This is a genomic window from Acrocarpospora macrocephala (assembly GCF_009687865.1).
Classification (GTDB): domain Bacteria; phylum Actinomycetota; class Actinomycetes; order Streptosporangiales; family Streptosporangiaceae; genus Acrocarpospora; species Acrocarpospora macrocephala.
On sequence record NZ_BLAE01000012.1, the window covers coordinates 69,957 to 82,633 of the forward strand.

Sequence of the window (12,677 nt, forward strand, 5' to 3'; positions counted from 1 at the left end):
GCCGCCCTCCTCGTCCCGGATCCGCTTACCCTGTTGGGCCACACTTCGGATCACCTGGTTTGGCCCGGATGAGCTCTGACAGGTCGATCAGCACCTCACCTGTCCATGCCAGCGAACCCGCCGTACAGAACGCGGGAATGATGAGGAATGCCGCATAGCCCATCGGCGGCAAGGGAGCCAGCAAAGCCGAGATCCGCTGGGGAACGCCCCTGCGACCGCCCAGAAAACCGTTCCCCGGCGATGCGGGCGACCCGACCAGGGCCGCGGCGCCGATCGCCCGGGCGACCTGGACGCGGTTGCCCAGCCGGGTGGCCGCCCGCTCGTCCGCCCAGCGCTCCACCACGTACGCGATCACCGGCCGGACCGGCCACAACAACGGATGGGCCGAGATCGCCAGCCGGCTCGCCGCCAGCCAGATGTGATGCCCCTTGGCCAGGTGCGCGCGCTCGTGCTCGACCACGGCCGCCCGGTCCTCGTCGCTCAGCGCCCGCAGCATCGCCTCGCTCACGACGATCCGGCCAGGACGGCCCGGAACGCTGTACGCCTCCGCCACCTCGCCCGGAGCGAACACCACCGGGTCGTCGCCGGGAAGCGCGGCGGCCAGCTCGCGGGCCGCCCGGTAGGAGCGCCGTTCCCGCACCGCCCGCCGTACCAGCAGGATCGCGATCACGGTCAGGAAGCCCAGCGCGACCCACGTCGTCCAGGTGAAACGATCGCCTCGGACGGCGGCGACGCCGGCGTAGGCGATGATCGCGGCGACCGACACCATGCTGGACGCCGCCGCCGTGACCGCCGCGCCGGTGAACACGATCACGGCTACGGCGGGCCGGAGCCGGTCGGCCAGGAACAGCACCGACGCCACCAGGGCCAGCGGCGCCGTCACGGTTGAGATGAGCAGATGGTCAAGCATCATCGGATTCTCCGTGAAGAAGCCGGCGGATCAGGTCCTCATCCCCCGGCGACAGGCCGGAGATGAAATGCATCAGCACCGGCGCGTGATCGTCTTCGGCGTCCAGCAGCCGCCGCATCCGCCATGCCACCAGACCCGAGGAATCAGCGGGCGCGGCATACCGATACGCGCGTCCAGCACGCTGACGTGTCACCACGCCCTTGCCGTGGAGCCGCGACAACGTGGTGACGATCGCGCTGTACGAAAGCTCGCTCCCGCCTTCCACCAGCGCCTCACGGACCTCACCCGGCGACATTGCCCTGCCAGCGGCGTGGAGGATGGCGAGGATCTCCGACTCCAGGCTTCCCGGTGCCCGACGTGGACTCATACCACGAAGGTAATGGACCGGCGCTGTTACGAGATTCCCACGCCGACCAGGAGGCCGATGGCGTAGGTGACGGCGGCGGAGAGGCCGCCGAGGAGGAGTTGCCTGCCGCCGCCGAACCACATCGGCCGGGCGGTGAGCCGGGCCACCATCCCGCCGGTCACGGCGAGGGCGACGGCGCTGGCGATGAGGGCGGGGACCAGGCTGGTTTCGCCGAAGAGGAAGGGCACCAGCGGGATGAGCGCGCCGAGCGCGAAGGCGAGGAAGGAGGAGGCGGCCGCAGTCCAGGGGGAGGGCAGGTCGTCGGGGTCGACGCCGAGTTCCTCGCGTACGTGGACGCGCCAGGCCACCTCGGGGCGGCGGTGGAGTTCGCGGGCCACCTCGGCGGCGAGTTCGGGGCGCAGTCCTTTGGCCTCGTAGACGAGGGTGAGTTCGCGTAGTTCCTCCTCGGGGTTGCGTTCCAGTTCGCGGCGTTCGATCGCGATCTCGGCGCGCATGAGTTCGGTCTGGGACGACACCGAGGTGTATTCGCCGGTCGCCATCGAGCAGGCGCCGGCGACAAGACCGGCGAAACCAGCCAGCAGTACGGCAGAGCCGGTCCCGCCGCCACCGACAATGCCCGCGACCAGCGCGAAGTTGGACACGAGGCCGTCCATCACGCCGAAGGTGGCCGGTCGCAGCCAGCCGCCGGTCACGTCGCGGTGCGAATGATGCAACTCAGGAGGTGCGACAAGAGAGGTCATCGGGCTTCCTATCCGGATAAAGTTAGGTGAGGGTAACATAAGTTTCTATGTAGCACTTGTTACGTTATGAATATACGACGCGGGGGAATGAGAGGCAATTCGCGAAATTTCGGTCATTGAGACGGCCGACGTCACGCCGGTGCGGGCCGGTGCTGGGCTGGCAAAACTGACCCCCTGAGGGCGCGCGAATATTGGCCCCCTCCATCCTCTGGAGGGTGATCAAGGTGGAGGACTGGGCTGAGATCCGTCGGCTGCACCGGGCCGAGGGAATGCCGATCAAGGCGATCGCCGGGAGTGCGTGGTGATCTCTTAGTTCAGTGGAAAGGCCTGGGCGTCGCTCTTTTGGTCAGGTGCCGACGATCAGGTTGGAGGTGGGGACTGTGCAGCACAGCAGTGCGGATCCGGGTGGGGGTTCCTCGACAGGGTCGAGGAGGTACTCGATGGTGCCGGTGATCGGTTGGAGGCAGGTTCCGCAGGCGGCTGCGCGGCAGCCGGAGGGGGTGGCGATTCCGGCTCCCTCGACGAGGTCGAGGAGTGTGCCGTCCGCTGGTGTCCAGGTCAGCGATCTGCCTTTGACGAGGACGGTGAACGGGCCCGTGCTTGTGGGGGTTCTTGGGTCGAGGTCCACATTCGCGGGTGAATAGAACGTCTCTGTCACTATTCGGTTCGCGGGTATTCCGGCGGCGACCAGAACGTCTCTGACCGTGCGCATGAACGAGTTCGGCCCACAGATGTAGGTAACTCCACCGGCCGCGGCTGCTTCGGCGAAATCGTCGGCCGACGGTCTGCCGTGCTCGGCGCCGACTGTGGCGCATTCCTCGGCGTCGGCGCGCGTGAGATACAGCGTGGACCGACCACCGAGCGATCTGACACCGTCGCGGACTTCTGCCCAGAGGCCGAGGGCTGTGGAGTCTGTCGCTGTGTGGAGGATTTGTATGCGAGGACGGGCAACGGATCGAGCCATCGCGGCGACAATCGCTGCCGCAGGGGTGATTCCGATGCCAGCTGTGATGAGGGTAATAGGTGTATCGCCGTCGACGGTCGCCTCGCCGAAGGGGCCGGTGACGGTCAGCGTGTCGCCTACTTGTACGTGATCGTGCAGGTAACGCGAGACAAGTCCGGACTTTTCACGCTTGACGCTGATTCGCCATCGGTCGCGCTCCACGTCCGAGATCGTGTAGCAGCGCCATGTCGTGACGGATTCATCCTCTAGATGTACGCGAACGTGCTGGCCAGGAAGAGGTCGCGGGAGGCTGCCTTCAAGCCAGAAGCTCGTTACGCGCTCGTCCTCCGCGCAACGTTTCACGATCCGTACCGGCCGGGGCCAGGAGATCGACGGAACCGAGCCATCCGCGCCTGGGGTGTTAAACGACACCTCGTCCACGTCCGGGGTCGCAAGCGAAACACCGTCCGGGCTCGGCGGGTCAAAGTGGACCGGATCTCCCAGGCGGACGGTTCCGCCGGATTCGACCTCGGCGTACAGGCCGAAGTAGAGGTGTCCGAGGCGAGAGGCGAGTGCCGCCGGGATGTTGAGGTCTCGTTGTGCGATGTCGGGGTTGACCGTCGTGGCTCGGCAGCGTTCGGTCGGGCGCATGATCCGGAGGGAGGCTTCGCCGATTCGGAGGGTCGTTCCGACGAGGCTCCATTCCGTCCAGGCTTCGAGCCCACGGAGGTAGATGTTCGCGCGAAAGCGACGGAAGTCCACCGGACGTCCGATCACCTTGCTCAGCGCGTCGACGGTGTCGAGGTTGATGATGGAGATCGGGGCATCCCGGTGGTCCCACAGATGGGCTCCACGCGCGACGAATTCCACCGCCCGGTCCGACACGCCGAGCCAGGCCCGGATGGCTGCCCCGTGAGCCTGTACCGGCAGATCACCTTCGAGGTCGAGTGCGACGCGATCCTCACCCAAGCGGAGATCGAGCGTGCCGGAGGTGAGGCGGAGGTCGATCGAGGCCAGGCGTTCGGTGGTCATGAGGCGGTGGAAGCGCTCGCTGTCGGTCCAGCCGGTCGCATTTTCGATGGGCGAGCCGTTGCGGACGGCGAGCAGCCGGTCGTAGGGCATGCCAGTGCTAGGGGCGAGTTCTACTTGGTCGAGGGATGCTGCGGGGAACCCTTTCACCGGGTAAGTGGCGAGTCCAGCTATGGATGCGTTACCAGCCATTGCTGAGGACGCCGAGTTCGGCAGCCGCGAACCGGTACCGATCGCGCACGAAATCACGGGCGTTATCGAGCCCTGTCGAGGGTGCGGCAACCGTCACGATCTCACCGCGGAGGTCCGCTGCGTGGACGTGCGGATGCGCAGGTACCCTTCGCCCACGATGACCGGTGCGGGGTTGTCGTCGCCATTGATGCGGCGTTCGAGCAACAGCACCGCCGCACGTGCCACGTCCATTGGCTGCAGGTCGAGCGCGGTGATCGGTGGGGAAGCCGTTTCCAGCACGTGGCCGTCGACGGCGGAGCCGATCATGAGATCCTGTGGGACCCGCAAACCCAGGTCACGGGCCGCCCTCAGGACACCGAGAGCAGCGCCGTACACATCGGTTATCACGGCGTCCGGTGGCGTGTCCGATGACAACATGACCGTGGACGCTTCGGCGGCGGTCGACTCCGGGTTGGCGCGGTCGACCAGTGCGGTCAGTTTCTCGAATCCGTGTTTGGCGCACCAGGATGCGTACGCCGCCTGGGTGTCCTCGAACCACGCCCAGGGTGAGTCGGCGGTGAGCATCGCGACCCGCTGCGCGCCCTGATCCAGCAGGTGGTCGAGCATGTTCGACACGGCGGCCTTGTTGTCGACCCCCACCCACCAGGGATCGTCGCTGCCCAGCTCACGGTCCACCGTGACCACCGGCATGCCGTTGCGCCGCAGGGCGAGGCGGCTGAGGTCGCCCTCTTCCGGGTCGACGAGCACCACCCCGTCCACCTCCAGCCGCGCCACGTCCTCATCGTTGGCGGGGGTCGGCGCCATCAGCAGCAGCTGTCCCTGATCCATGGCCGCGCTCACCGCCCCGATGGTGAGACGCATGTCGTAATCGGAGGTGAGCACCCACGAATCGCCCGACCGCGGCCGCCGGGGCAGGCACAACGCGATGATCCCGCGACGGCCGGTGCGCAGTCCCCGCGCCGACCGCAGCGGCCGCCAGCCGAGATCCGCCACGACCTTCAACACCCGGGCGCGTGTCTCGGGGTCGACGCGGCCCTTGACGTTGACGATGTCGGACACGGTGGTCGGCGACACACCGGCGGCGGAGGCCACATCTTTGATCGTGACGCGGGACTTGGGGGGTGCCATCAGAGTCTCCCGTGGTCAGGCGAGGCGTTCGGCAAGGTTTATCGCACCCTGGATGGAAGGGTGCACGAGATCCTCGGGCCACGGCTCCGGCCAGCAGGACAACTTGACGACGACGACCTCCGCGGCCTCGTGGACCAGAATCATCTGACCATGGATGCCAAGGGCGAGATAGACACCGCCTTCGGCGCGCGACCGGGCCACCCACCATTGGTTGCGATAGTAGGCCTCATCATTGGGCAGGGTGACCCGGCCTCGCTCCCGGAACGCCTCGATCGAGTCGGGCTCGGGCGTCACCGTGTCGGCGGCCCAGGCAGCGGACACGACACGCGTGGCATCGGCCAGGCCGTCGCGGCGGAGCATTTCGCCGAGTCTGGCCAGGTCGCGCAGGGTCGCGCTGACGCCGATCTCGGCTGCCACGTTTCCGTGGCCGTCGACCGTGATCGACGCGTCGAACTCCGCGCCGAGCGGCTTCCAGAGCAGCTCAGAGGCCAACTCGTTGAAGCGCACTCCGGCCGCACGTTCGGTTAGCCACGCGAGAACGTTCGTCAGGATCGACCGGTACTCATAGTGCGTGCCATGGGAACGGTAGTTCTGGAGCGTGTAGAAGAAGTCGATGACGTTGCGCGTCTGCAGCGGAAGAGTCGGTGGCTGCCACAGCAGGATTTCCAGGAACTTGTCGGACTGCTCGTCGGTGATCACGTCCTGACGGGTGCCGGTGCGCATGTCGAGAATGTGCCGGACGGTGCAGCCTTCGAAGCTTGTGCCCGCGAGCTCGGGAAGGAGGTCGGTGACCAGACTGTCCGGACTCAGGAACCCCCGGTCGATGGCCGCACCCGTCACGGTCGCGGTGACGGACTTCGACATGGACATCGCGATGTGCGGCGTCCCCGGCGTCATCGCGTTGTGGTACTCCTCAAAGACGAGACTCCCCCGGTGCAGGACCGCGATGGCGTCGGTGAACGTGTCGTCGAGGAGCCGCCCGAAGGACATCGGCCCCCACGGCCCGGCCACGATGTCCACGTCCCGGAGGGCCCGCGGCGCACGCGGCAGCTCCCAGATCGGCCCGGGACCGCGCCGGATCGGCGCGGTGGGGATCAGCTCGCGCACGTGCTGGAACCCCCACTGGTTGTACGGACCCTTCATCCAGTTGGCGAGCGTCACCCTCTTGTCCGGCGGCGGGGGCGTGCCCTGCATGATGCCCAGCCGGGCGGCGTCAGGCTTGGTGGAAAATTCGATCATGGGAAACTCCTAGAAGGTCCGATGGCCGAGTACGTCGTGCTGGCAGGGACCCGCGTCGACGTGCCTGACGACGTGCTGGTCGTAGTCGAGGTCGATGGTGATGAGGCTGCGCCAGCGGTGCTCGAAGGCCAGCTCGGGGTTGGGATGGCAGCAGACGGCGCCGCCATCCGCGGCGTGCCGGCGGAGGAACGCGAACCGTTCCTCCACGAGCGGGGAGCGAAGCAGCTCGCGCTGCCGCCCGAGCACCGCCATCCGGTCCCACGTGTCGGACGACTTGGGCATCAGATCGCCTTCGGCCAGGGTGGGGTCGATGAAGTGGTTGGTGTGCACGAGGAACCCGTCCTCGTCGGGGGGCACGATGGCGACGCCGTCGGGGCAGATCTCCAGGGTGGCCGCCCAGGAGCGGCCCTGCTCGTAGCCGACGACGGTGAGCGCCGAGGAGGCCGAGACCGCGGCCGAGCGGGCGATGTCGGCGGCGCTTTCCAAGGAGTCGGCGCATTCGAGGATCCGGCGCAGGACGGCGTGGACCGGGACGCCGAGGCCGTCGCCGTCGCTCGAATGGTGGAGGATGTTGAGGTGCAGCCCGAGCGTGCCCTGGTCGCGGGCCGCGATACCGATCTTGCCGGTGAGTCCGGCTTCGGTGAAGTAGCGCAGTCGCGCGCCGCCCTCGACCGGGTGGGTGACCATGAAGCGCTCGCTCTCGAACGCGTCGTGCCAGTCCCAGGTCTGTACGCTCCGGGGCGAACCCTGTCCCGGTGCGTACACGGCGACGGAGCACTCACCCTCGCCGATCGCCTCGACCGTGGCGAGGATCTCGGTACGGGCGTTGAGCACGCCGATCCGCCACAGGTCGAGACCGGATCCGACGGCGAGGCCTTCCCATTCGCGTACCAGGCTGGGGGCCCAGGCTAGGACCTGGTCGATCGCTGCGGAGCCGAGCGTGGGGAGGTCGGTGGTCACTTTGACTGCCTCGAAGAGGCGCTCGTAGTCGCGGACGTTTGTGGCGATCTCAGCTGCCATGCGCCTGCCGAGCTCTTCACCCCGGATGTACGGATCGAGCGCGTCCGTGCGCAAATGGCGGACGGTCATCGCGGCACCGCCTGGTCTGTGATCGAAAGTACGGCGTCGCAGGCGACCTCGCCCCCGAGCACGCTCATGGACACCGGGTCGAGCGTGCCAGCGGAGATTTCCGCCGTGGACAGGGCGAACAGCACATCGCCATCAAAAGGTGTGTGGAACGGGCGGATGACTCGGGCCATCGCCGTGTGGGCCGCGCGCGCCAGGTCGCGCAGTTCGTGGTCGTCGAGGGAGACGTTGGTGACCAGGGCGGTCACGGTGGTGTTTCCCGAAGGTGGCTGGGTTGTCCGCCCGGATTCGAGCGATGCGCGTATCTCGGTGAGGACGTCGGCGCGATCGCCCGTGCCGGGGTCCCGATTGCCGCGCACGGTCCGCCCGGCGCGGTCGGTGATCGCGCCGAGCGCGTTGACGATGGTGACGACGAGCACCCGGACGTCGCCGACCTGCGCGAACGCGGCTCCCTGGCCGCCCCATTCGACCCGATCGACGGAGATCGCGTCACCGACCGTGGCATGTGCGCCCGCGCCGTGACGGCCTACGGGGATATGACCTTCGATGGCCGAAAGGCATGCCTGGCGGCCAAGGAGGTGGTCGGGGGTCGTGGTGGTGGCGCGGCCGACGAAGTCGTACACGCAGGCACCGGCGACCAGCGGGAGTTGGGCCCAGTCGGTGGGGTTTCGGCCGTCGTCGCGTAAGGCGGAGCGGATGCCGCCGAGGGTGTCCAGGCCGTACACCGAGCCGCCGGCGAAGCCGAGGGCCTCGATCGAGCGGGACGACGCGGCGTAGCAGACGGCTCCCCCGCGCGGGTCGACGTGCATCCTCGCCTTGCGGTCGAAGCGCAGCACCGTGCACCCGGTGGGCCCATCGGCGTATTCGGCCGTGCCGATCCGCAGGCCTGGAAAGTCGAACGCCAGGCTCGCGGCTCGATCCGCTCGGCTGATGGTCGGCATCAAGCCCTCCTCGTCTTCCGATCGGCTGATGCCGAATCGATACGGCATACCTATCACCGCTCGCCTACAACCGTCAAAGCCCGCTCTCACCTGCGGGCACGTCTCGACGACCGCGCCGCGGCGGGCCTGATAGGGGCATTGACGTACGAAAGCAAGTCGTGCAGGATCGCCGACACGCCGAATCGATACGGCACCGGAAAGGAGGCGGCGCATGACGCAGCTCTCCGAAGCGGGCCCGATCACGCGTGGGCCCTCCCGCGCCTGGTCGAAGCTGCTTCTCGTGGTCGCGCTGCTGCTCGTGGCCATCGCGCTGAGCCTGGCGCTGGGATCCCGCTCGATCCCGCTGGCGCACCTGCTGGATTGGCAGGCGGCGGGGGACGACCAGCGCATCATCCGTGAGCTTCGGCTGCCGCGCACGCTGATCGGCCTGCTCGCCGGGGTCGCGCTGGGCCTCGCGGGCGCTCTCATGCAAGGGGTCTCGCGCAACCCGATCGCCGATCCTGGACTGCTCGGCATCAACGCGGGATCCGCCCTCGCCGTGGTCGTCGCGATCACCTGGTTCGACGTCACCTCGCCGTCGCGTTACGTGTGGTTCGCCTTCCTGGGCGGGGTCCTGGCCGCAGGGGTCGTGTACGGCGTCGGCTCGTTCGGCATCGACGGCGGCAGCCCGCTGAAACTGACCCTGGTGGGGGCTGCCCTCACCGCCGTGGTCAGCTCCTTCATCACGCTGATCCTGCTCAGCAACACCGGCTCGCTCGCCCAGTTCCGGTTCTGGCAGGTCGGCTCACTCGCCGGTCGCGACCTCGGCATGGTCCGCATCCTGTGGCCCTTCGTCCTGGCCGGGATCGTGCTCTCCTTCGCGTCGGCCCGCGGCCTCAACCTGCTCGCTCTCGGCGACGACCTCGCGCGAGGTCTCGGCCAGAGCGTGGCGGGCATGCGCCTGATCTGCCTCACGGCGGTGGTGCTGCTGAGCGGCGCCGCGACGGCGCTCGCCGGTCCGATCGTGTTCGTCGGGCTGGTGGCGCCGCACATCGCCCGCCATTTCGCCGGACCGGACTATCGCTGGATCATGACCTACACCTTCTTCGTCGGCCCGGCGCTCCTACTCGCTGCGGACGTCGCGGGACGGCTGGTAGTGCCGCCCGGCGAGCTCGAAGCAGGACTCGCCGTCGCGCTCATCGGCGCGCCCCTGATGATCGTCCTCGTCCGCCGGCTGCGGCTGGGAGGACTGTGATGAACCCAGTCCACACCGCCCGCCGAAACCTCCGCCACCGGACGATCGTCGTCAACTCGGCCCTGGCCGTGTCGCTGGTGACCGCGGCGTTCGTCTCGCTCGCCAGCGGCGCGTACGCGCGATCCCCGATCGAGGTGCTCGCTGTCCTCATGGGCCAGGGCGACACGATGGATCGGTTCGTGATCGTGGACCTACGCCTGCCCCGCCTGCTCGTGGCCCTCATCGTCGGGGTCGCGTTCGCGGTCGCCGGAGCGCTCTTCCAGACCGTGCTGCGGAACCCGCTCGCCAGCCCGGACATCATCGGCATCTCGGGCGGCGCCAGCGCCGCGGCGGTGTTCGCGATCATCGGTCTTGGCCTCACCGGCCCGGCCGTGTCGGTCGCGGCGCTGCTGGGGGCAGCCGTCGTCGCCGCCTGCGTCTATCTGTTGGCCAGCAGCAGCGGCTACCGATTTGTCCTGATAGGTATTGGTTTCGCGTTCATCGCCAACAGCGTCATCGGATACCTGCTGACGCGCGGCAAGGTGGAGAAGGCGCAGACGGCGCTGGTGTGGATGGTCGGCAGCCTCGGCGGCGCGAGCGCGACCGACGTGCTGCTGCTCGCCGTGACCGTCGCGCCGCTGCTGGTCCTGGTCGCCGCGAACGCGCCACGTCTGCGCATCCTGCAGCTGGGCAACGAGACAGCCTCGTCGCTGGGCGTCAACCCGGAGCGAACCACGCTGGCGACCGTCGTCCTGGCCTCGGCGCTCATCGCGGTCGCCACCGCCGTCGTCGGCCCTATCGCGTTCCTGGCGTTCGTCTCCGCGCCCATCGCGCGGCGGCTGGCGCGCACCGGCTCGCTCGCCCTCGGCACGTCCGCGCTGGTCGGCGCCGTCATCGTGCTGGTCGCCGACTTCGTCGCCCAGCACGTGCTGCCCGAGACCGTGCAGGCTCCCGTCGGCGTCGTCACCGGGCTGCTCGGCGGCTGCTACCTGATCCGTCTCCTGAGTTCGCCGGACCGCCTGTCGAGGAGAAGCTGATGTCACGCCACCATGACGCGCGCGAGCTGAAGGCCGAGGGCCTGCACCTGCGCTACGACCGCGAACTCGTCGTGCACGGCATCGACATCGAGATCCCGGCCGGGAAGATCACGGTGATCGTCGGAGCCAACGGCTCGGGCAAGTCCACCACCCTTCGCGGGCTCTCGCGGCTGCTCAAGCCCTCGTCCGGGTCGGTCACCCTCGACGGCCATGACATCCACTCGATGCCCGCCAAGAAGCTGGCCCAGATGATCGGGCTGCTGCCGCAGCACCCGACCGCGCCGGACGGAATCACGGTGGCCGACCTGGTGAGCCGCGGTCGGCATCCCCACCACACCTGGATCCGGCGCCGGGACCATGACGACGACGCCGTGGTCGCGGCGGCGCTCCGGGCCACCTCGATGATCGAGTTCGCCGATCGGCCGGTCGACCAGCTCTCCGGCGGTCAGCGGCAGCGGGTGTGGATCGCGATGGCGCTCGCGCAGGATCCCGACATCCTCCTGCTCGACGAGCCGACCACCTATCTCGACCTCACCCACCAGATCGAGCTGCTCGACCTGCTCACCGAACTCAACACGACCTACTCGACGACCGTCGTCATGGTGCTCCATGACCTCAACCTCGCCGCGCGCTACGCCGACCATCTCCTCGTGATGGCCGCCGGGCGCGTCGCCGGCGAGGGGATGCCGCGCGACGTCCTGACGCCGGGGATGTTGTCCGCGGCGTTCGGGCTCGAATCACTCGTCATCGACGATCCGGCGACCTCCGCGCCCCTGATCGTCCCGATCGGCCGCTTCCACTGCCGTCCTCACCCCTCAATCCAGGAGGCATCATGATGAAACCCTTTCGGCTGCTGGTGTTCGCTACCGGATTCGCCCTCGCGTTGAGCGCGTGCGGCGCCGAACCCGAGACGGCGGCGCCCGCGAGCGCGGCGCCCGCGACGTCCAGCGCGTTCCCTGTGTCGATCACCCACACCTTCGGCACGACCGAGATCGCCAAGCAGCCGGAGCGGGTCGTGACGCTCGGCATCGGCAGCGAGGACGCCCTGCTCGCGCTGGGCGTCGTCCCGGTCGCGATCCCGTTCGCCACCTACGGCGCGGACGAGAAGGGCATGCGCCCCTGGATCAAGGACAAGCTCCAGCAGCTCGGCGCGGCGACGCCGACGATCCTGTCGAACTCCGAAGAGCCGCCGTACGAGGAGATCGTCAACGCCCGGCCGGACCTCATCCTCGCCACCTACTCCGGCATCACCAAGGAGCAGTACGACACGCTGAGCAAGATCGCACCCACCGTCGGCTACCCGGGCGAAGCCTGGTCGACGCCGTGGAAGGACATCGTGACGACCGCGGGCCTGGCGATCGGCAAGAAGGACGACGCCCAGAAGGTGCTCGACGGCATCGGCACGGCCGTCGCCGAAGCCGCCAAGGCGCACCCCGAACTGACCGGCAAGTCGGTGGCGTTCGTGTGGGATTCATCGGGAACGTTCTACGTGTACACGAAGGCGGACCCGCGGGTCGAGTTCGGGCTTGACCTCGGGCTCACGGACGCCCCCGCCGTTTCCGCGCTCGACAGCGACGAGAACCTGGTGACCTACACGCTCAGCTACGAGAAGCTCGACTCGCTGGAGAGCGACATCCTCGTCAACTTCGCGACCACCCAGGACGAGGCCGACACGTTCCTGCGTGCCGACTACGCGCAGGCAATGTCGCAGGTGAAGCGGGGCACCGTCGCCTCGATCGTCGGCGCGGAGCTCATCTCGGCGGTTTCGCCGCCGACGGCGCTCTCGCTCACGTGGGGTCTGGACGCCTATGTCTCCGCGCTCTCCGCGGCCGCGAAGAAGGCGGGCTGACCT

At 68.3% G+C, this 12,677-nt stretch carries 12 protein-coding genes; 4 read left to right on the top strand and 8 right to left on the bottom strand.

The window, feature by feature from the left end; translation table 11 throughout:
* Nucleotides 1-25: 25 nt before the first annotated feature.
* From Amac_RS11920 to Amac_RS11955, 8 genes are all read right to left on the bottom strand, one after another.
* Nucleotides 26-913 carry a M56 family metallopeptidase gene (locus Amac_RS11920; protein ID WP_155354411.1) on the bottom strand — a complete coding sequence of 296 codons (888 nt, stop codon included), beginning with the start codon at nt 911-913 and terminating at the stop codon, nt 26-28.
* Complete coding sequence (locus Amac_RS11925) at nt 903-1,277, bottom strand: BlaI/MecI/CopY family transcriptional regulator (protein WP_155354412.1); 375 nt, start codon at nt 1,275-1,277, stop codon at nt 903-905. The genes Amac_RS11920 and Amac_RS11925 overlap by 11 nt, the downstream gene beginning before the upstream one ends.
* 26 nt (nt 1,278-1,303) lie before the next feature.
* Entirely contained in the window at nt 1,304-2,017 is a 714-nt protein-coding gene (locus Amac_RS11930) for a VIT1/CCC1 transporter family protein (RefSeq protein ID WP_155354413.1), read from the bottom strand.
* 346 nt (nt 2,018-2,363) lie between these two features.
* Complete coding sequence (locus Amac_RS11935) at nt 2,364-4,082, bottom strand: MOSC domain-containing protein (protein WP_170322448.1); 1,719 nt, start codon at nt 4,080-4,082, stop codon at nt 2,364-2,366.
* Nucleotides 4,083-4,274: 192 nt separating this feature from the next.
* Entirely contained in the window at nt 4,275-5,309 is a 1,035-nt protein-coding gene (locus Amac_RS11940; protein ID WP_155354415.1) for a LacI family DNA-binding transcriptional regulator, read from the bottom strand.
* A gap of 15 nt (nt 5,310-5,324) precedes the next feature.
* Nucleotides 5,325-6,548 (bottom strand): serine hydrolase domain-containing protein, encoded by a 1,224-nt coding sequence (locus Amac_RS11945; RefSeq protein WP_155354416.1) that lies wholly within the window; start codon nt 6,546-6,548, stop codon nt 5,325-5,327.
* 9 nt (nt 6,549-6,557) lie between these two features.
* A complete protein-coding gene (locus tag Amac_RS11950) occupies nt 6,558-7,637 on the bottom strand; it encodes a C45 family autoproteolytic acyltransferase/hydrolase (protein WP_155354417.1) in 1,080 nt (359 codons plus the stop codon).
* Nucleotides 7,634-8,575 (bottom strand): P1 family peptidase, encoded by a 942-nt coding sequence (locus Amac_RS11955; RefSeq protein ID WP_170322449.1) that lies wholly within the window; start codon nt 8,573-8,575, stop codon nt 7,634-7,636. The genes Amac_RS11950 and Amac_RS11955 overlap by 4 nt, the downstream gene beginning before the upstream one ends.
* Nucleotides 8,576-8,786: 211 nt before the next feature.
* On the opposite strand from Amac_RS11955, the gene Amac_RS11960 reads away from it, so the two are divergent.
* From Amac_RS11960 to Amac_RS11975, 4 genes are read left to right on the top strand one after another with little or no spacing between them, the layout of a single operon-like run.
* On the top strand, nt 8,787-9,809 hold the full coding sequence (locus tag Amac_RS11960) for a FecCD family ABC transporter permease (protein ID WP_155354419.1): 1,023 nt from the start codon (nt 8,787-8,789) through the stop codon (nt 9,807-9,809).
* Nucleotides 9,809-10,825 (top strand): FecCD family ABC transporter permease, encoded by a 1,017-nt coding sequence (locus Amac_RS11965; RefSeq protein ID WP_155354420.1) that lies wholly within the window; start codon nt 9,809-9,811, stop codon nt 10,823-10,825. Before Amac_RS11960 ends, Amac_RS11965 begins: the two co-directional genes overlap by 1 nt.
* The gene (locus Amac_RS11970) at nt 10,825-11,661 is read left to right on the top strand and encodes an ABC transporter ATP-binding protein (protein WP_155354421.1); all 837 of its coding nucleotides are present in this window, start codon (nt 10,825-10,827) and stop codon (nt 11,659-11,661) included. The genes Amac_RS11965 and Amac_RS11970 overlap by 1 nt, the downstream gene beginning before the upstream one ends.
* Entirely contained in the window at nt 11,658-12,674 is a 1,017-nt protein-coding gene (locus Amac_RS11975; RefSeq protein WP_174900160.1) for an iron-siderophore ABC transporter substrate-binding protein, read from the top strand. The genes Amac_RS11970 and Amac_RS11975 overlap by 4 nt, the downstream gene beginning before the upstream one ends.
* Nucleotides 12,675-12,677 lie beyond the last annotated feature (3 nt).